Annotated in this window: 20 protein-coding genes and 1 pseudogene; 15 read left to right on the forward strand and 6 right to left on the reverse strand. The window is 62.1% G+C overall.

Going from position 1 to position 23,130, the window contains the following annotated elements:
• Window position 1: 1 nt before the first annotated feature.
• From ftsY to dapF, 3 genes are read right to left on the reverse strand one after another with little or no spacing between them, the layout of a single operon-like run.
• Entirely contained in the window at window positions 2–928 is a 927-nt protein-coding gene (gene ftsY, locus RQX22_RS01215; protein ID WP_315722895.1) for a signal recognition particle-docking protein FtsY, read from the reverse strand.
• Window positions 925–2,160 (reverse strand): tRNA (N(6)-L-threonylcarbamoyladenosine(37)-C(2))-methylthiotransferase MtaB, encoded by a 1,236-nt coding sequence (gene mtaB / locus RQX22_RS01220; protein WP_315722897.1) that lies wholly within the window; start codon window positions 2,158–2,160, stop codon window positions 925–927. Before mtaB ends, ftsY begins: the two co-directional genes overlap by 4 nt.
• The gene (gene dapF, locus RQX22_RS01225; protein ID WP_315722900.1) at window positions 2,157–2,960 is read right to left on the reverse strand and encodes a diaminopimelate epimerase; all 804 of its coding nucleotides are present in this window, start codon (window positions 2,958–2,960) and stop codon (window positions 2,157–2,159) included. The genes mtaB and dapF overlap by 4 nt, the downstream gene beginning before the upstream one ends.
• A 211-nt stretch (window positions 2,961–3,171) precedes the next feature.
• On the opposite strand from dapF, the gene RQX22_RS01230 reads away from it, so the two are divergent.
• The 4 genes and pseudogenes from RQX22_RS01230 to rimM all read left to right on the forward strand — a co-directional run bounded on the left by RQX22_RS01230 (window position 3,172) and on the right by rimM (window position 7,247).
• Entirely contained in the window at window positions 3,172–4,398 is a 1,227-nt protein-coding gene (locus tag RQX22_RS01230; RefSeq protein ID WP_315722902.1) for a hypothetical protein, read from the forward strand.
• A 214-nt stretch (window positions 4,399–4,612) separates the two neighbouring features.
• The gene (gene ffh, locus RQX22_RS01235) at window positions 4,613–6,079 is read left to right on the forward strand and encodes a signal recognition particle protein (protein ID WP_315722904.1); all 1,467 of its coding nucleotides are present in this window, start codon (window positions 4,613–4,615) and stop codon (window positions 6,077–6,079) included.
• A 26-nt stretch (window positions 6,080–6,105) separates the two neighbouring features.
• Window positions 6,106–6,573, forward strand: a pseudogene (gene rpsP / locus RQX22_RS01240) (30S ribosomal protein S16); the annotation flags it as partial.
• Between the two features lie 188 nt (window positions 6,574–6,761).
• A complete protein-coding gene (gene rimM / locus RQX22_RS01245; RefSeq protein WP_315722908.1) occupies window positions 6,762–7,247 on the forward strand; it encodes a ribosome maturation factor RimM in 486 nt (161 codons plus the stop codon).
• Between the two features lie 11 nt (window positions 7,248–7,258).
• Here rimM and RQX22_RS01250 read toward each other — a convergent pair whose 3' ends face one another.
• Window positions 7,259–8,200 (reverse strand): NAD(P)/FAD-dependent oxidoreductase, encoded by a 942-nt coding sequence (locus RQX22_RS01250; RefSeq protein WP_315722910.1) that lies wholly within the window; start codon window positions 8,198–8,200, stop codon window positions 7,259–7,261.
• A gap of 35 nt (window positions 8,201–8,235) precedes the next feature.
• Between RQX22_RS01250 and trmD the strand changes: the two genes are divergently transcribed.
• From trmD to RQX22_RS01290, 8 genes are all read left to right on the forward strand, one after another.
• The gene (gene trmD / locus RQX22_RS01255; protein WP_315722911.1) at window positions 8,236–8,982 is read left to right on the forward strand and encodes a tRNA (guanosine(37)-N1)-methyltransferase TrmD; all 747 of its coding nucleotides are present in this window, start codon (window positions 8,236–8,238) and stop codon (window positions 8,980–8,982) included.
• On the forward strand, window positions 8,979–9,398 hold the full coding sequence (rplS, locus tag RQX22_RS01260) for a 50S ribosomal protein L19 (protein ID WP_315722913.1): 420 nt from the start codon (window positions 8,979–8,981) through the stop codon (window positions 9,396–9,398). Before trmD ends, rplS begins: the two co-directional genes overlap by 4 nt.
• An 85-nt stretch (window positions 9,399–9,483) precedes the next feature.
• Window positions 9,484–11,685 carry a S9 family peptidase gene (locus RQX22_RS01265; protein WP_315722915.1) on the forward strand — a complete coding sequence of 734 codons (2,202 nt, stop codon included), beginning with the start codon at window positions 9,484–9,486 and terminating at the stop codon, window positions 11,683–11,685.
• A gap of 86 nt (window positions 11,686–11,771) precedes the next feature.
• The gene (locus RQX22_RS01270) at window positions 11,772–12,800 is read left to right on the forward strand and encodes an aspartate-semialdehyde dehydrogenase (protein ID WP_315722917.1); all 1,029 of its coding nucleotides are present in this window, start codon (window positions 11,772–11,774) and stop codon (window positions 12,798–12,800) included.
• Complete coding sequence (locus RQX22_RS01275; protein WP_315722919.1) at window positions 12,800–13,243, forward strand: GFA family protein; 444 nt, start codon at window positions 12,800–12,802, stop codon at window positions 13,241–13,243. The genes RQX22_RS01270 and RQX22_RS01275 overlap by 1 nt, the downstream gene beginning before the upstream one ends.
• Complete coding sequence (locus tag RQX22_RS01280; protein WP_315722921.1) at window positions 13,224–13,982, forward strand: alpha/beta fold hydrolase; 759 nt, start codon at window positions 13,224–13,226, stop codon at window positions 13,980–13,982. Before RQX22_RS01275 ends, RQX22_RS01280 begins: the two co-directional genes overlap by 20 nt.
• Before the next feature lie 59 nt (window positions 13,983–14,041).
• Window positions 14,042–15,871: a M2 family metallopeptidase gene (locus RQX22_RS01285; RefSeq protein WP_315722923.1), complete on the forward strand. Its 1,830-nt coding sequence runs from the start codon at window positions 14,042–14,044 to the stop codon at window positions 15,869–15,871.
• A 56-nt stretch (window positions 15,872–15,927) separates the two neighbouring features.
• A complete protein-coding gene (locus RQX22_RS01290) occupies window positions 15,928–16,440 on the forward strand; it encodes a YbjN domain-containing protein (RefSeq protein ID WP_315722925.1) in 513 nt (170 codons plus the stop codon).
• A 161-nt stretch (window positions 16,441–16,601) separates the two neighbouring features.
• Here RQX22_RS01290 and RQX22_RS01295 read toward each other — a convergent pair whose 3' ends face one another.
• The gene (locus RQX22_RS01295; RefSeq protein ID WP_315722927.1) at window positions 16,602–16,859 is read right to left on the reverse strand and encodes a hypothetical protein; all 258 of its coding nucleotides are present in this window, start codon (window positions 16,857–16,859) and stop codon (window positions 16,602–16,604) included.
• A 100-nt stretch (window positions 16,860–16,959) separates the two neighbouring features.
• Window positions 16,960–17,442, reverse strand: a complete 483-nt coding sequence (locus RQX22_RS01300) for a peroxiredoxin (protein ID WP_315722929.1) — start codon at window positions 17,440–17,442, stop codon at window positions 16,960–16,962.
• A 131-nt stretch (window positions 17,443–17,573) separates the two neighbouring features.
• On the opposite strand from RQX22_RS01300, the gene RQX22_RS01305 reads away from it, so the two are divergent.
• From RQX22_RS01305 to RQX22_RS01315, 3 genes are all read left to right on the forward strand, one after another.
• Window positions 17,574–18,134, forward strand: a complete 561-nt coding sequence (locus tag RQX22_RS01305; RefSeq protein WP_315722931.1) for a YqgE/AlgH family protein — start codon at window positions 17,574–17,576, stop codon at window positions 18,132–18,134.
• A 188-nt stretch (window positions 18,135–18,322) separates the two neighbouring features.
• The gene (ahcY, locus tag RQX22_RS01310; RefSeq protein ID WP_315722932.1) at window positions 18,323–19,741 is read left to right on the forward strand and encodes an adenosylhomocysteinase; all 1,419 of its coding nucleotides are present in this window, start codon (window positions 18,323–18,325) and stop codon (window positions 19,739–19,741) included.
• Between the two features lie 206 nt (window positions 19,742–19,947).
• Complete coding sequence (locus tag RQX22_RS01315; RefSeq protein ID WP_315722934.1) at window positions 19,948–23,121, forward strand: TonB-dependent receptor domain-containing protein; 3,174 nt, start codon at window positions 19,948–19,950, stop codon at window positions 23,119–23,121.
• Window positions 23,122–23,130 lie beyond the last annotated feature (9 nt).

Consider the following 23,130-nt stretch of genomic DNA (forward strand, 5'->3'; position numbering starts at 1 on the left):
CTCACTCCTTGGCTCCGGCTATGGCCCGCGCTGCCTCACGCGCATCGAACGGCCGCAAGTCATCCATGCCCTCACCGACTCCGACGGCATGGATAGGAAGACCATATTGTTCCGCGGCCGCGACCAGCACACCGCCACGCGCCGTCCCATCCAGCTTGGTCATGACGAGGCCGGTCACGCCGGCGACTTCCTGGAAAACCTCGATCTGGTTGAGGCCGTTCTGGCCGGTCGTGGCGTCGAGCACCAGCACGACGTTGTGCGGCGCTGCCGGGTTGAGACGTCCCAGGACGCGCCGAATCTTGGCGAGCTCATCCATAAGACCCTTCTTGTTCTGAAGGCGGCCGGCCGTGTCGACGATGAGAACGTCGATCCCTTCGGCCGTCGCCTTCTTCACGCCATCGAAGACGACGGCCGAGCTGTCACCGCCTTCCGGTCCGGAAATGACCTGTACGCCAACGCGGTCCGCCCAGATCCGTAGCTGTTCGATTGCGGCGGCGCGGAACGTATCGCCAGCGGCGAGCAGGACGCCATAATCCTGCTCGACCAGCAGATGGGCGAGCTTGGCGATGGTCGTCGTCTTGCCCGATCCATTGACTCCCACCACCAAGATCACTTGCGGCCGAGGAAATGCGTCTATCTCCAGCGGCTGCGCCACCGGTGCCAGGATCTTCTCCAGCTCTTGCGCCACGATCTCGCGCGCAGCTTCTTCGGTGAGGCCGCGTTCGAAGCGCTCTGCTGCGAGCCGGGTCCGAACCTTGGCCGCCGTGGCTGGGCCTAGATCGGAGGCGATCAGAGCTTCCTCTATCTCGTCCAGCGTTTCGCCGTCGAGCGCCGCTTTGGTGAACAACCCCGTAAGATTGTCCCCGAGCCGATCGGAGGTCTTCCGGAATCCCGCGCGCAATCGGTCGAGCCAAGGGGCATCATTCACGGCATCACCGCAAGCAGCACGCCGTCCACGCAATGCGTGACACGCGCCTCCACAATTTCGCCAACCGTTCCGCCCGGGACCCTGACAGGAGCAAAGCTTTCACCATGGCCTGTGCCGTCTTCCCGCTCCACCAGGACGCTCTGGCCAGTCCCGATTAGAGACTGCAGCCAGGCCGCTCGCCTGCATGCCGTGGCCTCGCGAAGCCGCCGCGCGCGCTCCCTGACGATTTCCGGCCGCACCTGAGGCATCCGGGCTGCCGGCGTGCCTTTCTTGGGAGAGAATGGAAAGATGTGGCCCATCACGATGTCGCATTCGTCGATGAGGGCGAGGCTGCGCGCCGCCATATCCTCGTCTTCGGTGGGGAAGCCGGCGATAAGATCGGCACCGATCGCAATCTCCGGACGCTTCGCCTTGAGACGGGCGATCGTGGCGATGGCCTGGGCGCGGCTGTGTCGACGTTTCATGCGCTTGAGGATCATGTCGTCGCCCGCCTGGAAGCTCATGTGGAGGTGCGGCATGAAACGCGGCTCGCTCGTGATGATTTCCTCGAGCCGTTCGTCCACCTCTACGCTGTCGAGCGAGGAAAGGCGGAGTCTGGGAAGATCGGGCACATGGTGGAGGATCCGCTCCACGAGCTGACCCAAATTAGGCGCTCCGGGCAGGTCGGGGCCGTAGCTCGTAACGTCGACGCCCGTCAGAACAATTTCGCGAAACCCCTCGGCGACCAGTGCCTTGACTTTGTCCACCACCAGGCCGGCCGGCACCGAGCGACTATTGCCGCGCCCGTAAGGGATGATGCAGAAAGTACATCGATGATCGCAACCGTTCTGGACCTCCACGAAAGCACGTGAACGCTCGGAAAAGCCGGTGACAAGGTGAGGGGCCGTCTTGCGGACCGCCATGATGTCCGAAACCTGGACGTCGGGCCGGTCGGCGAGGAAACTGGCGGGACTGAACTTCTCCAGATTGCCGAAGACGCGGGCGACTTCCGGCATGGCCGCGAACGCGTCCGGATCGATCTGGGCAGCGCAACCCGTGACCATGATCCGTGCATCGGGTCGCCGACGCTTGGCCTTGCGGATCGCCTGCCGGGTCTGGCGGACAGCTTCGTTGGTGACGGCACAGCTGTTGACGATGACGAGATCGTCCTGATGTCCGGCGAGCAATCGCATTGCTTCGCTTTCCGCAGCGTTGAGCCTGCAACCCAAAGTGATGACCTCGGGACCGTTCAAACCAGCGACTCCAGATCGATCATGCCTTCGAAGACGAATGTGCCGGGACCGCGCATCCGGATGGAAGTCCCCTGGGCCCATTCTATCGTCAGGGCGCCGCCGGGCAGGCGCACCTCGACCGGACCGTTCATCAGCTTGCGGCTGATGGCGGCGACTGCCGTCGCGCAGGCGCCGGTTCCGCAGGCCCTGGTGAGGCCGGCGCCGCGCTCCCACACCCGCAACCGGACGAAACCATCGCCGATGGACGCCACATTGACATTGATTCGATCTGGAAAGAGCGGATCCCGCTCGATCAGCGGACCAAGGCGATCCAATTCCACCGCTTCCACATCATCCACGAAGAAGATGATATGCGGATTGCCGACATTGACTGCGAATGGATTTTGCAGGCTCTCCCATCCGACCGGCATGGCGGCGGTATCCATGGCATAAGCTAGCGGAATATCCTGCCAGGCGAAGCTGGGAACTCCCATGTCGACAATCGCGTCGTCGCCATCGACGGATGCGACGATGATCCCGCCTTTGGTTTCGATCCGATGGTTGCCGCCCAGCAGCAGGGCGACGCAACGCGACACGTTGCCGCAGGATTCCACCTCGCCGCCATCCGCATTCCAGATGCGCATCCGAACGTCGGCCAATTCGGAGCGCTCGAGCACGACGAGCTGATCGCAGCCGATCCCGGTCTTCCGATCGGCCAGCGCACGCGCCCTCCCTCCGTCCATCCGGAGAAACGTATCCCGCCCATCCAGGATGACGAAGTCGTTACCAAGGCCATGCATCTTTTGGAACGGAACCTTCATCGCCGCGTCATCTAGGGTTCATGCCGGGTATCCGCAACGGTCCTGATCTCCGGAGCGGGATGTCGGCAAGTGGAGATGCCCGGATCAGGCCGGCTTCGCCGCCGCCAAGGCAGGCCGCAATTCCGCCTGCGTGCCTGCGCATTGCCTGCACTGTCCGCTTGGCGAAGCCTTGGCCGTCCAGTATAGTTCCTGTCATTGACAGGGGGTTCGGATGAAAAGCTTTCGAATGATGATGGGCGCGACCGCTGCGATGGCACTGTGCGGCGGTCTGTTCGGTCTTGCCCAGGCGCAACAGGCCCCCGGCGGAACAGCCAATTATTGGGTTTCGGCCGATACCAGCTCCGGCATGGCCGGGATGGCCTCCGCCGCCAGTGCCGGGGGAGTTCTTGCCGCCTTGTCGGGACGGAACCAGGAATCCTATGTTCACAATCTCCAGCTCCAGCTCGGCAGCCCCAGGAAGCCCGCCGGCGAAGCGAACGCCGAACACCTTCCGCCGGCCGGGCTACGGGCCGGCCCGAGTCTGCCGTTGATGACGCCCCGCGTCGAACGTGGAACTCATGAGGGCCCCTGGCCCGCCAACATGGAAAAGCCCAAGGGGCGCATGCTGATCTATTGGGGCTGTGGCGATCGGGCGCGACCCAACCAACCGGTAGTCATCGACTTCGCCGCCCTGACCTCCGGCAAGGTCCCACCCGCCTTTGCGAACGCGAATATCCGCACGATGAGCCCGCCATCCTCGTCGACCAGCACGACCTATGGCGAATGGCCCAACCAGAAGTCCGAAACCCGGGTCCCGGCCAACGGCTCGCTTGTCGGGGAACATGTGGTGCGCGGCAATTACACGCCGGAAATCCGATTCACCATCGCGCCCGGGCAGGACTATCTCGACCCGGTCAGGCTGACGTCCAATAGCGCCGCTGCCTCGGGCGCGGTTCCCGTAACGTGGAGCCCGGTGACCGGCGCGCGCGCCTGGTTCGCCTCTACCATGGGCTCGGGCCAGAATGGCGACTTCGTGATGTGGAGCTCCAGCGAGGCACAGATGGCGGCGATGATGATGGATTACCTGCCTGAGGCCGAGATCGCACGCCTCGTCCAGCAGAAGGTACTTCTGCCCGCCACCGCAGATCGCTGCACGGTCCCGGCCGAAGTCGCCGCCGCCGCGCCGCAATCGATGCTGAGCGTGATCGCCTTCGGCAACATATCGGATTTCAGCCATCCGGTTCGCCCAGCCAAGGCGCCTGCCTCCTGGCGTCCGGACTGGACCGTGAAGGTGCGCACCAAGTCCACCTATATGGGCATGCTCGGCATGGATATGGAAGCGATGATGCGCGGCGACGACCGTCGGTCGGAGAGCAATAGTCCAGAGGAAGCGCAGCCGCGCCGCAAGAAGGCGTCGCCCCTTCGCCGCGGCCTGGGAAAGTTGTTGGGCGAGGATTGATCGCGTCCATCCCGGCCTGAGCCGGGATTGGCTCCGCCAAGGATCGCGACGGCCCGAAGCGGTGCGCGGTGTGCGTCTTGCCATTGCTGATTCGCGCCGCTATGCGGCCCATATCCGGATGACGGGTAACTGACAGCGTCCAAGGACGCACGCTGGCCGGCGAGTATTCGCCCGCCGGCGCTTTTGCGTTTGACGACGAAGAGGAAGCGACAGGATGTTCGAGAGTCTGAGCGACCGGTTGGGCAGTGTCTTCGACCGCTTGCGCGGCCGCGGCGCTCTCAACGAGACCGAGGTTCGCGCGGCAATGCGCGAAGTGCGCATCGCCTTGCTCGAAGCCGACGTAGCGCTGCCGGTCGTCCGCGAATTCACCGACAAAGTGACCGAGCAGGCAGTAGGCCAGCAGGTGCTGAAATCGGTCACCCCGGGCCAGCAGGTCGTCAAGATCGTCCATGATGCCTTGGTCGAGATGCTCGGCGCCGACGCGTCGGAACTCAATATCGAGGTCACGCCCCCGGCGGTGATCATGATGGTGGGGCTCCAGGGCTCCGGCAAAACGACGACCACGGCCAAGCTCGCCAAGCGCCTCACCGAAAAAGACCGCAAAAAGGTCATGATGGCGTCGCTGGACGTGAACCGGCCAGCGGCGCAGGAGCAGCTCGCCATCCTCGGCCGCCAGGCGGATGTCGCGACGCTTCCCGTCGTACAGGGCCAGCAGCCGGTCGACATCGCGCGTCGCGCGCTGCAATCGGCCAAGCTCCAAGGTTTCGATATCCTGCTGCTGGACACGGCCGGACGCCTCCACGTCGATCAGGGATTGATGGACGAGATGAAAGCGGTGGCCGAAGTCGCCGATCCTGAAGAAATCCTGCTTGTCGTCGATGCATTGACCGGACAGGACGCGGTCAACGTCGCCAAGAGCTTCTCCGAGCAGGTGGCGGTGACCGGCGTGGTCCTCACCCGCCTGGACGGCGATGCACGCGGCGGCGCCGCCCTGTCGATGCGCGCCATTACCGGCAAGCCGATCAAATTTGCCGGCATGGGCGAGGGGATCGACGCACTCGAAGGCTTTCACCCTGACCGCGTGGCCGGCCGCATCCTCGGCATGGGCGACGTCGTTAGCCTGGTCGAACGGGCGGGCGAGACGATCAAGGCCGAAGAAGCCGAGGCGATGGCCCGCAAACTCGCCAAGGGTCAGTTCGATCTCAACGACCTGCGCAATCAGCTCATGCAGATGCAGCGCATGGGCGGCCTGGGCGCACTCGCAGGGATGCTTCCCGGCATGAAGAAGGTGCAGGGGGCCGTAAAGGACATGGACAACAAGATCCTGATCCACATGGACGCGGTGATCGGGTCGATGACGCCCAAGGAGCGCAGCCGCCCGGAACTGATGAACGCAAAGCGAAAGATCCGCGTGGCCAAGGGCTCGGGAACTACGGTGCAGGAGGTGAACAAGCTCCTCAAGATGCACCAGGAAATGGCCGGCGCCATGAAGAAGATCAGGAAAATGGGAGGGCTCGGCAAGCTGGGCGCCCTGTTTGGCGGCGGCGGGTTGGGCGGCATGGGCCAGCTTAGCGGCGGCGCTCCGCCTCCGGCGGGACTGCCTGGATTGCCTGGACCGGGAAATGGGGCGGGATCTCCATTCAACCTGCCTCCCGGATTCGACAAATTTATCAAGAAATAATCATATCACTCAGAAAGGACTATTAAATGGCCGTTGCAATCAGGCTTTCTCGGGGTGGCGCGAAGAAGCGCCCTTATTACAAGATCGTGGTGACCGACGCGCGCAATTCGCGCGACGGCAAATTCATCGAACGGATCGGCAGCTACAATCCGCTGCTGCCCAAGGACAGCGACGAGCGGGTCAAGCTCGATCTCGATCGCGCACGTCATTGGCTGTCGGTCGGCGCGAAACCGTCGGACCGAGTCCATCGCTTCCTCGACCAGGCAGGCCTTCTCGAGCGCAGTGCGCGTTCCAACCCGAAGAAGGGCGAGCCGGGCGAAAAGGCGAAGGAACGTGCCGAAGAGCGCGCCACCCGCGAAGCCGAGGCCGCTGCACCTCAGGCCGAAGAGGCCGCCGCCGAGGAAGAAACGATCGACGTCGCCGCAGAAGCTATTGAGGAAGCCACCCCGGTCGCTGAAGAGGCCGTAGCGGACGAAGCGCCTTCCGACGAAGCCGTCAGTGAAGAAGCGCCCGCCCAGGACACGCCCGCAGCAACGGAAGCCGCCCCGGAATCCGAGCCGGCCGAGGAGGGTGAAGCAGCGCCTGCCGACGAAGCCGCCAACGAAGGCGCTTCTGCCGACGCGCCCGCCGAAGGCGCCGAAGATGCGGCCCCCGCCGAGGGTGCCGAGAAGGCGGAATAAGCTTGACCGAAAAGCAAGTCGCCCTCGCTGCCGTCGCCGGTGCCCACGGCATAAGCGGCGAGGTGCGGCTGAAGCTTTTTGCCGACAGTATCGAAAGCCTGTCTCGCCACAAGCTCTTGTGGGCCGGGAAGCGCCAGCTGACCTTGACTTCGGTCAAGGGCGGCGGCGGCGCTCCCATCGCCCGCTTCGGCGAGATCAGGGACCGCGACGCCGCCGAGGCGCTGCGCGGCACCGTGCTCAGCGTGCCCAGATCCGCGCTCCCTCCCTTGGAGGAAGGCGAATATTATCATGCGGACCTGATCGGTCTGCCGTGCGAGAGCAAGAATGGCGAGCCGCTCGGGAACGTCGTCGCCGTCGAGAATTTCGGCGCTGGGGACATTATCGAGGTCGAAGCGTCAGGAGGAAAGAGGTTCATGGTCCCCTTCCGATCGGGCATGGCCGATCTTGTCGACGCCCGGATCGTCGTAGACCCCCTTTTCCTGGCCTGATCCAGGCGGGATCAGCGCAACAGCGGGCGTCGTTCGGCAAGATCGTTGCGGATCGTAGTGGCGGCGACGCCGCCTTCGCCCATTGCGTGGCTGATCTGGTCGAGGCCGATGACGACATCGCCGGCGGCATAGAGGCCAGGAATGCTGGTACGCTGATGTGCATCAACCAGGATGCAGCCACTTTCCGAGGATAATTTGGCGCCGGCCTGTTCGGCAAGCTCGGTATGGGAATCGGATCCCAGCGCCGGGTAGAGGCTGTCGAAACTGCGCACCCCCCTCGCCGTTTCGACAAGGATGCAATCCCCTTCCACCGCGACCGCATGGCAAGGTCCGTCGATCGTCTCGATGCCGCATCGATCGAGCTTCGCCTGATCCTCCGCGCCAAGTCGCAGCGCCGCATCCGGTGCGATCAACGTCACATGCGGTGTGTAACCCCGCAGGAAGACCGCCTCCGCCACGCCATGCCCGTCGCTCCCGATCACGCCGACATGCCGGTCCGTCACTTCATAACCGTCGCAGATCGGGCAATAGCGAATGAGGCCGCGGGCAAGAGCCTCGTCATGGAGTTCGGGATCCATGGAGGGTCGGCGGTTGGTCACCCCGGTGGCAAGAAGCACGGTTCGCGCGGTGACGGCGCCTTGACCCCACTCCACGCGAAAGCCGTGGTCGAGGCGATCCAGCCGTGTGACCTTGGCCGTCACAATCGACGCTCCGAATTTCCGTGCCTGGCGTGTCATTCTTTCGATCAATGCCTTGCCGGAAATGCCATCCGGGAAACCCGCATGATTGAGGGTGCGGGGAATGAGGCCTGCGCGGCTTTTTCCGGCGTCGACCAATTTCAAGGAAAGGTGGAAGCGCGCCAGATAGATGGCAGCCGTCAGGCCGGCGGGACCGCCGCCGACGACAAGACAGTCATGATCCGGCTCGGATCGGTCGAAATGGGTTTCGTTCATCGAGGCGAAGCGTCTAGGAGGTGTCCCGAGTTCCCATGAGCTGGCACGCATCCGTCTTGACCCTCTATCCGGACATGTTCCCAGGACCGCTGGGGCACAGCCTTGCCGGACGCGCCCTGTCGCAGGATATCTGGTCGCTGGAGGCGGTCCAGATCCGCGATTTCGCGGCCGACAAGCATCGGTCCGTCGATGACACGCCTGCTGGCGGCGGCGCCGGCATGGTGATGCGGGTCGATGTGCTGGCGGCATGCGTGGACGATGTGCTGGCGCGGCGACCGGGACTGCCGTTGCTCGCCATGACGCCGCGCGGTGCGCCGCTCACCCAGGCAATGGTGCGCGATCTTGCAGCAGGTCAGGGAGTCTCGATCCTTTGCGGCCGTTTCGAAGGCATGGATGAAAGGCTGTTCGAGGCGCGTCCGATCCTGCCGGTCTCTATCGGGGACTTCGTGCTTTCGGGAGGGGAAACCGCCGCGCTCGTCCTCCTCGATGCTTGCATTCGGCTGCTCCCCGGCGTAATGGGCGCGACCACGAGCGGTGAGGAGGAAAGCTTCGAAAGCGGCCTTCTTGAATATCCGCATTATACCCGACCGCAAATGTGGGAAGGGCGCACGATCCCTGAAGTGCTGCGATCGGGGGATCATGCGAAGATCGCCGCCTGGCGAAAGCAAAGGGCGGAGACAGATACACGGTCAAGGCGGCCGGACCTGATGGAGCGTCATGGGGACGCGACCAGGCAACCGCCCTCTGGCGCGCGGCACGAAGAAGAGAGCGACCGGACATGAATCTCATCCAGCAGCTCGAGGCTGAAGCCATCGAGCAGTTCAACCAGACCAAGGCCATCCCCGAGTTCCGCCCGGGCGACACCGTTCGCGTCGGTGTGCGCGTCGTCGAAGGCGAACGCACCCGCGTCCAGAATTATGAAGGCGTCTGCATCGCCCGCGCCAATCGCGGCCTGGGCTCCTCCTTCACGGTCCGCAAGATCAGCTTCGGCGAAGGGGTCGAGCGCGTCTTTCCGCTTTATTCGCCCAATATCGAGACGATCGAGGTCGTCCGCCGCGGCGCCGTCCGTCGTGCCAAGCTTTACTATCTGCGTGGCCGCACCGGCAAAGCAGCCCGTATTGCCGAACGTCGCGACACGCGCGGCGACATCAAGCAAGGCAGCACGCCGGCTCCGGCGTCGGAGAGTGCGGAAGGCTGAAATCAGGTCTTTTTGTTTTCCAAGGGGGCGGGGACGGCTGATAAGCGGTCCCCGCCTTTTTCATTACTCCAAGCAGCCGAGCCGAATGCGAACATTGATCATTACCGCCGCAGCCTTGGTTGCCGCCGCTCCCGCGGCAGGCGCCGACCTGAATCTGGAGCGTCTGTTCGAAAGCCCCTCCCTGAACGGAGCGACGCCGCGTCTGCCGAAACTGTCTCCTGACGGACGACTTGCAACCCTGTTGCGCAACCGCGCAGACGACAAGGATCGCTACGATCTGTGGGCGGTCGATACATCGACCGGAGCCTCCCGGATGCTTGTCGACAGTGCCAGGATCGGCAGCGGCGCCGAGGTATCGGAAGAGGAAAAGATGCGCCGAGAGCGCGCGCGCATCGCCGGCACCAAAGGTATCACCTCATATGAATGGGCGCCGGACGGCAAGACGATTCTGGTGCCGATCGATGGCGATCTCTATCTGGCGGATCTCGCCGGAACAGTCCGGCGCATGACGGAAACTTCAGGAACGGAAATAGACGCCAAGGTTTCGGCGACCGGACGCTTCCTGTCCTTCACGCGCGATCAGAATCTCTACGTCCTGGATATTGCGGACGGCACGGAGCGTCAGCTGACCAAGGATGGCGGAGGGGCTCTGAGCTGGGGCGCCGCCGAATTCGTGGCCCAGGAGGAATTGAACCGGGACACTGGCTATTGGTGGTCCCCCGATGATCTTCATCTGGCTGTTGCCCGGGTCGACGAAAGCAAGGTCAAGGTGGTGACGCGCACCGCCATCGGCGCGGACGGGACCAAGACGTTCGAACAACGTTACCCGGCTGCGGGAACGCCCAATGCGACCGTAGAGCTCTACGTGATGACGCCGGATGGCGGCGGCCGCGTCAAGGTCGACCTGGGGAAAGATCCGGACTTCTACCTTGCCCGTGTGGACTGGAGCGCGGATGGCAAGGTTCTGCTCGTTCAACGCCTTAGCAGGGACCAGAAAAAGCTCGATTTGCTGCACGTCGATCCAGTGACGGGCCGGTCGAACGTCCTCGCCAGTGAGAATTCCAGGGCGTGGATCAATCTCAACCACAATCTCAAGCCGCTGAAAGACGGAAGCTTTCTCTGGTCGTCGGAACGATCCGGCTTTCCCCACCTCTATCGATGGAAAGCGGGCGAGTGGACGCAGCTGACCAGGGGCGACTGGGCGGTGGAAGAGGTGGTCGGCGTCGATGAAAGAGCGCGGCGCGTCTATTTCACCGGAACGGCGGAAACGCCGCTTGAGCAACAGCTCTATTGGGTCGGGATCGATCGCCCGGGAAGCCCGGCCCGGCTCACCGAAAGCGGCTGGTGGAACAATGCGACCATCGACAAGGACGCAACCCGGGCCATCATCTTCCGCTCAAGTCCGGCGCAGCCGGAGCAGGTATTTGTCGCCGACATGACGGGAAAACGGCTCACCTGGATCGAGGAAAACAAGCTCGACCCCACCCATCCCTATGCGCCGTATCTGAACAGCCACGTTGCGCCGGTGTTCGGCACGATCAAGGCGAAGGACGGCAGCGATCTATATTATCGGCTCTTCTCGCCGCCGCGTGAACCGGGCAGGCGATATCCCGTATTCGTCGACGTCTATGGAGGCCCCCACGGACAGAAAGTGACGCGAAGCTGGTCCAAGGACCTTGCCCGCCATCAATATCTGGTTGACCGCGGCTGGATCGTGATGACGCTCGATGGGCGCGGCACCAACCGCCGGGGCGTTCAGTTTGAAAGCCAGATCTACCGCGCCATGGGCGGGGTGGAGGTGGAAGATCAGCTCAGCGGGGTGGAATGGCTGAAACGGCAGGAATTCGTCGATCCCGCCAGACTGGCCGTCATGGGCTGGTCCTATGGCGGCTATATGGTCCTGAAGCTGCTGGAAGCCGCGCCGGGCGTGTTCGCAGCCGGCGCCGCTGTCGCGCCTGTCACGAAGTGGGAATATTATGACACCGCTTATACCGAGCGCTATCTGGGCAACCCCGCGACCGATCCAGCGCCCTATCGACGATCGAATGCACTGGACGATGCCGGCAAGATCGAGGATCCTCTGCTGGTGATGCATGGCATGGCCGACGACAATGTCGTTTTCGAGAATACGACGGCGCTGATCGCCAAGCTGCAAACGGAAAAGAAGCCGTTCGAGATGATGGTCTATCCCGGCGCTGCCCACGCCATCGCGGGGGAAGGGCCGCAGACCCATGTCTGGCGAACGATCGAAAATTTTCTCGAGAGGACGGTCAAAGCCAAGCCTTGAATGCCTGAACGGCACGGGCCGGCGTTGCATGCGGCAGGCCCGTCCTTATCTTGAGCCTGGAACCTTGTTGTTGAGCGGAGATTGTCATGGGTTATCGAATGGTCGTGGTCGGCGCGACAGGCAATGTCGGACGAGAAATGCTCAACATTCTCGCCGAACGACAGTTTCCGATCGAGGAAATCGCAGCGGTCGCCTCGCCGCGGTCGACGGGCGACGAGATCGATTTCGGCGACAGCGGAAAGGTGCTGAAGATCCGCAATATCGAGCATTTTGATTTTGCCGGCTGGGACATGGCCTTGTTCGCGGCCGGATCCGAAGTCTCCAAGATCCATGCGCCAAGATCGGCCGCCGCCGGGTGTACGGTGATCGACAACAGCTCATTCTACCGCATGGACCCCGACGTGCCGCTGATCGTCCCTGAGGTGAATGCCCAGGATATCGGATCCTATTCCCGCAAGAACATCATCGCCAATCCCAATTGTTCGACGGCGCAGATGGTGGTCGCACTGAAACCGCTTCATGACGCGGCCAGGATCAAGCGCGTGGTGGTTTCAACCTACCAGTCGGTTTCGGGGGCGGGCAAATCGGGCATGGACGAGCTGTTCGAGCAGAGCCGCAATATCTTCGTCGGCGATTCGGCCGAACCCAATCATTTCACCAAGCAGATCGCCTTCAACGTCATCCCCCATATCGACGTCTTCCTCGATGACGGATCGACCAAGGAAGAATGGAAGATGGTGGTGGAAACCAAGAAGATCCTCGATCCCAAGATCAAGATCACCGCAACCTGCGTTCGCGTTCCCGTCTTCGTCGGCCACTCGGAATCGATCAACATCGAGTTCGAGAACGAGCTGTCGGCGGCGGACGCCCAGAGGATTTTGCGGGAAGCCCCGGGCGTAATGCTGGTCGATAAGCGCGAGGATGGCGGCTACGTCACCCCGGTGGAATGTGTCGGCGAATATGCGACCTATATCAGTCGGGTGCGCGAGGATCCAACCGTTGAGAACGGCCTCAGCCTTTGGTGCGTATCGGACAATCTGCGAAAGGGCGCAGCCCTGAACGCAGTCCAGATCGCTGAACTGCTCGGCCGCAAGCACCTCAAAAAGGCGGCGTGATGGCGGATATGATGACAGGCGGCTGTGCATGCGGACGCATCCGCTACGAGGCGAATGTCGAGACGGACGAGGCCTATCTGTGTCATTGCCGGATGTGCCAGCGCGCGACAGGCGGGGTCTCCATCGCCTTCAAGAATCTAAAAAAGGCCGACGTGCACTGGGAAGAAGCGCCGGATTATTACGCATCCTCGCCGATCGCGCGGCGCCCCTTTTGCCGTGAATGCGGTACACCGCTCGGGTTCGAATATCCGGATAGCGAGAACCTGGACCTGACGGTCGGCTCCTTTGACGATCCTTCCCGATTTAGGCCCGCCCATCATTTCGGCGCCGAGAGCATGCATCGCGCCTGGATCGACACGAAGGGCCTGCGGGAATACCGAACGGAAGATTACAAGCCGCTGGTCGATCGCTGGGTGAACGCCGTTGGCAAGCTCCCCGATTAGCCACCGCCTCACGGCCGACGACGGAGTGACCCTTGCCTGGCACGAGCTGGGCGAAGGGCGGCCAGTGCTGCTCATCCATGGCCTCTTTTCCAGTGCCGAGATCAACTGGATCAAGTTCGGTCATGCCAAATTTGTCGCCGACCGGGGATTTCGCGTGATCATGCCGGATCTCAGGGCACATGGCCAAAGCGACGCACCGCACGATCCCGCGGCCTACCCTCCGGACATCCTCGCTCGGGACGGCCTCGCACTGATCGCGCAACTGGGCCTGACCGACTATGATCTCGGCGGCTATTCGCTCGGGGGGCGGACCAGCGTCCGGATGGTGATCATGGGCGCAAAGCCCCGCCGCCTGGTCAACGGCGGGATGGGACTTGAAGGATTGCTGCGAACCGGTGGCCGATCGGAACATTTCAAGACGATCCTGCAGGGCCTCGGGACCCACCAGCGGGGTTCGCCCGAGTGGATGGCAGAGGCTTTCCTGAAGACGAGTGGCGGGGATCCCAAAGCCCTGCTGCCTTTGCTGGACAGCTTCGTCGACACCAGCGAAGCGGAATTGAAGTCGATTTCGATGCCGACGCTCGTACTCACGGGAGTCGATGACCATGACAATGGTTCTTCCCAGGCCCTGGCCGACATGCTGCCCGACGGGCGGCTCGTCGAAGTCCCGGGCAACCATATGAGCGCGGTGACCAATCCGAAGTTCGGCCACGCCATCGCGGATTTCCTCTCCGCTTGACCGACCCGGGACGGGGTGTTCAATAGCATCTATTCAAACGAGAAATCGGGAATCCTTGCATGAAAGCCTCAGTCTCAGCGCTCGCGCTCCTCATCGGCCTTTTTACCGGAACAACGGCATTGGCGGCGCCTCCCGAGGCCTCGGCGTCAGCGCCCAGCCCTGCCGAGGCGGATGCCTTTGTCGCGCGCGCCGAAAAGGAGCTCGCAGATTATTCGGTGATCAACGGCAGAGCCCAATGGGTAAACAACACCTATATTACCGACGACACGGACGCGCTCGCCGCTTATTTCGGCACCATCGGAACGGAAATGGCGGTGCGATATGCCAACGGCGCGGCGCGGTTCAAAGATGTTAAGGGCCTCAGCTTCGATACGAAGCGAAAGCTCGACATGCTGCGCGGAGGCCTGGTCCTGCCGGCGTCGACCCGACCCGGCGCCGCGGCCGAGCTGAACGCGATCGCGACCAAGCTGAACTCGGCATACGGCAAGGGGCGGGGAACGCTGGACGGCAAGCCGATGACCGGCAACGATCTCGAAGAAAAAATGGGCACGGTCCGGGAGCCTGAACAGCTGAAGGAGATGTGGACGAGCTGGCACAATAATGTCGGCGCGCCGATGCGCGACGATTATGCGCGCATGGTCGAGATCGCCAATGAAGGCGCACGCGAGCTCGGCTATGAGGATGTCGGCGCCCTTTGGCGCTCCGGTTACGACATGCCGGCAGATGAATTCGCGGCCCTCGCCGACGCCCTGTGGGATCAGGTCAAGCCGCTATATGACCAGTTGCATTGCTATACGCGGGCCAAGCTCAACGACAAATATGGGGATGCAATCCAACCCGCCACCGGCCCCATTCGCGCCGACCTGCTCGGCAATATGTGGGCGCAGGAATGGGGCAATATTTACGATATCGTCGCTCCGGCAGGGGCTGGCGACATCGGCTATGACGTAACCGCACTGCTCGCCGCAAAGGACTATGATGCGGTCAGGATGGTGAAAACGGGGGAGGGTTTCTATTCCTCGCTCGGCTTCGCGCCTCTCCCAGACTCCTTCTGGCAGCGGTCCCAAATCGTCGCGCCGCGCGACCGCGAGGTCGTCTGCCACGCATCCGCCTGGAACCTGGACAATAAGGACGATCTGCGGATCAAGATGTGCACGAAGGTGAATGGCGATGATTTCGTCGTCATCCATCACGAACTCGGCCACAATTATTATCAGCGCGCCTATAACCGGCAGCCCTTCCTCTACATGAACGGTGCCAATGACGGCTTTCATGAAGCGATCGGCGATTTCGTCGCCTTATCGATCACCCCCGAATATCTGACCCAGATCGGACTGCTGCAACCGTCGCAAGTCCCGTCCGCAGATAAGGATATCGGGCTGCTGCTGCGGCAGGCGATGGACAAGGTGGCATTCCTTCCGTTCGGCCTGCTGGTGGACAAATGGCGATGGGGGGTCTTCAGCGGCGCTATTCCCGCCTCCGGTTTCAATAAGGGCTGGAACGACCTGCGGCTTCAATATCAGGGGATCGTGCCGCCGGTCGAGCGCGACGAGACCCAATTCGATCCCGGCGCAAAATATCACATCCCCGGCAATACTCCCTATGCGCGCTACTTCCTCGCCCGCATCCTGCAGTTCCAATTCTATAAGGCGGCCTGCGACCAGGCCGGCTGGAAGGGGCCGCTCCATCGGTGCTCCTTCTATGGCAACAAGGAGGTTGGCCGACGGTTGAACGCCATGCTGGAAATGGGTGCTTCCAAGCCATGGCCGGATGCGTTGGAAGCCTTTACCGGCACCCGCAAACTTTCGGGCGAGGCGATGATCGACTATTTTCGACCGCTCATGACGTGGCTTCGGTCGCAAAACAAAGGCCGTCGCTGCGGTTGGTGATATGGAATTGGGAGCGGGGCAGGGCCCGCCGGTGAAATTCGAACGGAGCCATGCCCATGCCGATCCTGCTGTCCTTCGTAGCGGCCGCCGCTGCTGCTCAATTCAATCCGGCGGCCCCTGATAATCGGCAGATCATCGCCGCCTTCAATTACGGGTCCCTGGAGGCGGTCCTGACCTCGATCGGCGCGCGACATCAGCGAACGAGCACCAACGCGGCCCGGCCGGAACTTCTGGTGACCTTTTCCAACGACCGGCGCGCGGTCGTCACATTGCTGTCCTGTAACGCAACCGGCACGGCCTGCAAGGCGCTGGGTATCCAATCGAGCTGGGAACGTCCACCAGGCGTTACGCCCCAAGCCGCAGCCGAGGCGGCCGAGCAATTCAACAGGCGTTATTCCTTCGCGAAAGCCTATGTGACGACATCGGGGCGACTCGCTCTTCAGCGTTATCTTACCGCCGACTACGGCTTCATCCGCGGTAATCTCGCGGTCAATCTCCTGGTCTTCGCCAGCCAGGCCGACCGTTTCGCCAATGACGTGGTAAAGCGGCTGGAGACCCCGGCGAAATAGAATGGTTTCAGGTCAGATGGAATCATCTGACACCTCGGAAAACACGGAAAACAAAGAGAAAGAAGGCTCGTTCCCGGTTCAATATAACCGGGAACGAGGCCAGGTGACTGGCGGGTCCAGATACGGGCAAATGGAGCCGGAAAGTGGGCCTCAGGCTGGCGTCAGTCGCCGCGGCCATCGTCCCTCGCTGCTGCCGCCGCCTCGCAGGCCGTGATCGCGGTCCCGAGGACGGAATTGACGGGATGGCCATCGGTGGCGCCGTTGCGACGGGCAAGCGCCCGTGCACCGATAAAGGCACCGGCGGTCGCGGCAGCCGCTCCGCCGACAATGGCCGCCGCCGCGAAGGGCCGCTTCTGCACCTCGTCCGCGAGCCGCACCGCAGCGGACATAAATCCGATATTCTGCCGGTCCCCAGCCATCCCGCTTCTCCCATCTCGCCGGAAAACAGACAACGCAGGAAAGTCAGGTCCGTTGCCGTCTTTCGACGAGAGGATGCGCAATGACGCCGAATGCGGAGGATCAGAGTTGGGCGATCATATGATCTGCGCTGCTCACGTCGAAGGCGCCGGGTTCTTCGACGTTCAGCTCCTTGACAATGCCGTCATCGACCAACATCGAGAATCGCTGGCCGCGCTGACCCATGCCATATTTCGAGGCGTCCATTCTAAGCCCGACAGCCTTGGCGAAGTCACCATTGCCGTCGGCCAGCATCGTCACCTTGCCCTGGGCACCGGCGCTTTCAGACCATGCGTTGAGGACGAAGGCGTCGTTCACGGCCGTGCAGGCGATCTCATCCACGCCCTTGGCTTTGATTTGGTCGGCCTTGTCCACGAAACCTGGCAGGTGACGGGCCGAACAGGTCGGGGTGAAGGCGCCGGGGACCGAAAAGAGAGCGACTTTCCGCCCTTTGAAGAAGCTTTCCGAATCGATGGGCTGCGGCCCATCCGGAGTCGCCTTGACGAAATTTGTCTGGGGAATGGGGTCGCCGACTTTGATGGTCATGTCTCTATCCTTTGCGCTGATCCGGATGCCATGCCGCGTTAGCAAGGCAAGTTGATGCGCGATAGGGGGACCAGGCGCCCTTCGCCGTTGGTTCGGGCATGACGAGCGCCTATAGCGACAGGATGGATGGAATGGACGATCCGAGATTCCTGAGCGGACAATTGCTCCTGGCCATGCCCGGCATCGGCGACCCGCGCTTCGAAAAGGCGGTGATTGCCATGTGCGTTCACGACGATGCCGGGGCGCTCGGGATCGGCCTAGGACGCATCGTTCCCAGGATAGGATTTCATGAGCTGCTTGCGCAGATGGAGATCCAGCCAGGTGTAGCGCCGAACGTCCCCATCCACCTTGGTGGACCCGTGGAGCCCCAGCGGGGCTTCCTTCTTCACTCGCTCGATTGGGGGGGCGAGGACAGCATCCAGGTCGGCAGCCGTTGGGCCCTGACCGCCACACTCGACATCCTGCGGGCGATCGCGGAGGGCAGGGGACCAAGCCGCTGGATCGCAGCCCTGGGATATGCGGGCTGGGGCGCCGGACAGCTCGAAGAGGAAATGCGCGGCAACGGATGGTTCGCCACGCCCGGCAGCGATGCGCTGCTATATGATTGCGACGTCCAGTCCCGCTGGTCGGCCGCCTTCAGGAGTGCCGGGGTCGACGCTCGCTTGTTAACGGCGGGATTCGGAACCGCATAAGCCGTGGCAGCCGCAATACGCGGCCACGTGTTGATACGCGCCCGCGAGAGCCGATCGCCCGCACTCCTTCTGACCAGGCACATATAAAGATATGTTTATATTTGCATCCCCGAGCGCTTGGCGCTAGAGGAAAGCGGTGACCGCCCTTCAGTGAAATGGCGGTTTTTCTTATTTCGAGGAGAGTGATCTTGGCCACCCAGGCACAAGCCCCGTTCACGGATTATGTCGTTCACGATATCGCACTTGCCGCGTTCGGCCGGAAGGAAATCGAGATCGCCGAAACCGAAATGCCGGGCCTGATGGCGCTCCGCGACGAATTCGGCGGCTCCAAGCCTCTCCAGGGCGCGCGCATCACGGGGTCGTTGCACATGACGATCCAGACCGCCGTGCTCATCGAGACTCTCACGGCCCTCGGCTCCCAGGTTCGATGGGCGTCCTGCAATATCTTCTCGACCCAGGATCATGCCGCGGCGGCGATCGCCGCGACCGGGGTACCCGTCTTCGCCGTGAAGGGGGAAACGCTGGAAGAATATTGGGACTATGTCGACCGGATCTTCGACTGGAGCGGTTCCGGCCAGGAAACGGCCAATATGATCCTGGACGATGGCGGCGACGCGACCATGTTCGCTCTTTGGGGCGCGCGTATCGAGGCTGGCGAAACCTTCCCCGCGCCGGGGAACGAGGAAGAAGAAGTGTTCCAGCGCGTCGTGCTGAAGCGCATCGAGCAATCCCCCGGCTTCCTCACCAGGACCGTGGATGCGATCAAGGGCGTTTCGGAAGAGACCACGACCGGCGTGCATCGACTCTACGAGCTTTCCAAGCAGGGCAAGCTTCCGTTCCCGGCGATCAATGTCAATGACAGCGTCACCAAATCGAAGTTCGACAATCTCTATGGCTGCAAGGAGAGCCTCGTCGATGCGATCCGCCGCGCCACCGACGTGATGCTGGCCGGCAAGGTCGCCACCGTCGCCGGTTTCGGAGACGTCGGCAAGGGATCGGCGGCGAGTCTGCGCAACGGCGGCGCACGCGTGCTTGTCACGGAGGTCGACCCGATCTGCGCGCTGCAGGCGGCCATGGAAGGCTATGAAGTCGTCACCATGGAAGAAGCCGCCACCCGGGCGGACATCTTCGTGACCGCCACGGGCAATGCCGACGTCATCACCGTCGATCATATGCGGGCGATGAAGAATATGGCGATCGTCTGCAATATCGGCCATTTCGACAGCGAGATCCAGATCGGCGGCCTTCAGAACATGAAGTGGACCGAAATCAAGCCGCAGGTCGACGAGGTCGAGTTCCCGGATGGCAAGAAGATCATCGTCCTGTCCAAGGGCCGCCTGGTGAACCTCGGCAACGCCACCGGCCACCCGAGCTTCGTCATGTCGTCGAGTTTCACCAACCAGGTGCTCGCCCAGATCGAGCTTTGGACAGGCAGCGAGAAATATGGGAAGGACGTCTATGTCCTGCCCAAACATCTCGACGAGAAAGTGGCCGCGCTGCATCTCGACAAACTGGGCGTCAAGCTGACCAAGCTCACGACAAAACAAGCGGACTATATCGGCGTACCAGTCGAAGGACCGTTCAAGCCCGACCATTATCGTTACTGAAACGATCCGCCCGGATTTCCCGCCGGGCGGCAATTTCCCCTACGGCAGCGCTTGATTCTGCACCGATTGCTGGATCGAGTTAAGCTTTATGAATGTGGCATTAATGTAACAGCTTAGAAGCTTCTAAGCGGTTGCATGCCAATAGCGTTTCTCAATCGGCGCTATTTGGTTAAATTGTTGTCATTCACATATTTCGGGGAAAATCCATGTCGTTTCAGACCCTTGCAAAGCGGTTTCCGACGGGCGGATCTGTGATCGCCCTTGTCGTTGCCCTGGCCGCAGCACCTGTGGTCGCGCAGGAGAGCGCGCAACCGCAGGCCGAAGCCGTCGAGCCAGGTTCGGACGATCAGGCCGGCGACGTTACCACTCTCGTTCAGCAGGAAGCGGCCGCCAGCGACAACGAGACGATCGTCGTGACCGGATCGCGCATTCGCCGCAGCGAATATAACAGCCCCGACCCGATCACGATCATCAATCCGGAACTCGGGCGACTTCAGGGGCAGACGCAGACAGTCGAGATCCTTCAATCGTCGCCAATCGCATCGGGTTCCGTGCAGATCACCTCGGCGATCTCGAACAATTATGTCACCAACGGTGGCGCCGATGCGCAGACCATCTCGCTGCGCGGTCTGGGCGCCGAACGCACCCTGGTCCTCCTGAACGGCCGCCGGGCGGGGCCCGCCGGCGTTCGCGGAGGGGTCGCCTCCTTCGACCTCAACGTGCTGCCATTGTCGATCGTACGGTCCGTCGAGATCCTGAAGACCGGCGCTTCGTCCATCTACGGGTCGGACGCCGTCGCCGGCGTCGTCAATATCTTGACGAAGCGGGACACCGACGGTGTCGAGTGGCGCGGCTTCACTTCCATCCCGCTGGAATCGGGCGGTGAACAATATTCGATGAGCCTCACCTACGGCAAGGATTTCGGCCGCGGTCACTTCCTCGTTTCGGGTGACTATTTCCGGATGCAGGATCTGAGGCGCAACGACCGCAAATTCCTCGGTTGCCAGGAAGAATTTCTTACGTTTCGCGGCGGCGGACGCGCGGACATCACTGATTTCCGTACCGGTCGACCCGCCTGCAACGGCGTCATCGGCAACACCATCCTCACCAACAATGATTTCTCCGAAGCCTTCGGCCTGCCAGGCCTCTTCGCCCCCAATGGCGAACAGCTGTTCATCGGCCAATATTCGGAGCCGGGAAGCGATCTCAGCCAGGTCGGCGTTGCCTTCAATTCCATTCCGGGCATCGTTGCGCCTGCGAATTTCTACGGCCTGAATTTCGATGGCCCCTCCACCGGAGCCGTCAATCAATATCTGTCTCCGGAACGCTTTTCGGACGTTTTCTCGGACGTCGAGCGCTACACGCTTTACGGCGAAGGCTCCTATGAAGTGACGGACGGCATCGAACTCTTCGCGGAGTTCCTCTACAACAAGCGCAAGACCCGGACGGATTCCTATTCGCAGGTCTCGTCCTTTCAGTTCACCGGCAATTCCTTCCTCCCCGCCTTCTTCTGCGCACCGACGGACTTCAATTGCGACCCAGGTGACGCAGGCGATCCTTTCAACAACGAGTTCGAGGGCAATTTCCTCCTGCGGCCGCTCATCCTGGTGCCCACCGAAAGCGGGACCAACATTGATTATTATCGCGGCGTCCTGGGGGCGCGCGGCAGTTTCGGCGGCAGCAGCAATTCGAATTGGGAATGGAACGCCTACGGCCAATATAGCCGGTCCAGCGGGAAGTATTTCCAGGACGTCACGCTGGCGGATTCGATCTTTACCCAGGATTTCCGCACGCGATCCTGCGTCGGCCTGGTCACCCCGGTCGCAGGCCGCCCCTGCATCGACATCGACTTCACAGATCCCCGGGTTCTTCGCGGAGATTTCACCTCGGAGGAGCGGGCCTTCCTGTTCGGACGCGAAGTCGGCAAGACGATCTACGAGCAATGGGCGGGTGAGGCATCGATCACCGGCACCGTGGTAAACCTTCCCGCCGGCAGCCTGGACGTGGCATTGGGCGGCACGCTTCGCCGCGACAGCATCAACGATGCGCCAGGCGAATTCAGCCAGGCGGGCAACGTCTATAATCTGAGCTCGGCCGGCATCACGGCCGGCAAGACCTTGTCGAAGGAATTGTTCGGCGAGGTCCAGATCCCGCTGATCCACAACACGCCATTGATCCAGCGCTTCACGCTTTCGGGCGCCGCCCGCTATACGGCGGTGGACGCCACGCGGCGCGATGGCGTCGAAGACAATTTCAGCAGCGCCACCTGGAAACTCGGCTTTGACTGGGAGGTGAACGACTGGCTGAAATTCCGTGGCAGCTGGGGCACCTCCTTCCGCGCTCCCGCGCTGTTCGAATTGTTCCTCGAACGTCAGACGGGCTTCCAGGCGCAGCAGGATGTCGACATCTGCATCGAATATGACCGTGCGCTTCAGCTCGGCACCATTTCCCAGCAGGTCGCCAACAATTGCGCTGCGGTGGGAATCCCGGGCGACTTTACGGGTGCTACCGGCGGGGTCACGGTCGTGGAAGGCGGCGGCATCGGCAATCTCGAGCCGGAGAGGTCCGAAGCCAAGACTTTCAGCGTGGTCCTGACACCCCAGTCCTGGTTGTGGGGCGGCATGCGGGCAAGGCTGGCAGTCGATTATTTCGATATCGAGGTGAAGGACGAAATCACGCGCCTGGGCGCCAGTGCTATCGTGGTCGGATGCTATGATTCCGATTTCTTCCCGGACGAACCATTGTGTCAGAACATCGTCCGCGCTCCCGCCGGTTCGTCAGAAGAGTTCAACATCACCGATATCAGCGACACCTATATCAACATCAACCGTCAGCGAAATCGCGGCATCGACGTCACCGGGGAGTTCGTTCAGGATCTCGGCCGTCACGGCACGCTCACATTCATCGCGCAGATGACCTGGCAGCTGAAGGACAAACTCTACCTCTTCGCCAATACCGAGGACAATCTGAACGGCGAGGATGGAGAACCGAAATGGACCGGCGACTTCACCTTGCTGTGGGAAACCGCCCCGTGGAAGTTCTTCTACAGCATGGACGTGGTCGGCGGCACATCGAACATCCGCAATCTGATCGAGGATGAGGGCAGTGAGTGTCGCACGTCGATCTTCCGGCCCGGCGGAGAATTCTGCCCTGACGTCCGGCTTTCCCCCACTTTCTACCATTCGGCCTCGATCACTCGGGAAATCAACGAGCGGTTCGACTTCACCATCGGCGTCTCGAACCTCTTCAACCAGCGACCGCCGCGCGCGTCGACGGTATTCAATGGCCGCATCCAGTCGATCGGCCAGGCTCCGGCTTTCGGCTCGCAATATGATTATCTGGGACGGCGCGTGTTCGCCAGCGTGGTCGCTCGGTTCTGACGGCCATTG

Source organism: Sphingosinicella rhizophila (assembly GCF_032378825.1).
Lineage (GTDB): Bacteria > Pseudomonadota > Alphaproteobacteria > Sphingomonadales > Sphingomonadaceae > Allosphingosinicella > Allosphingosinicella rhizophila.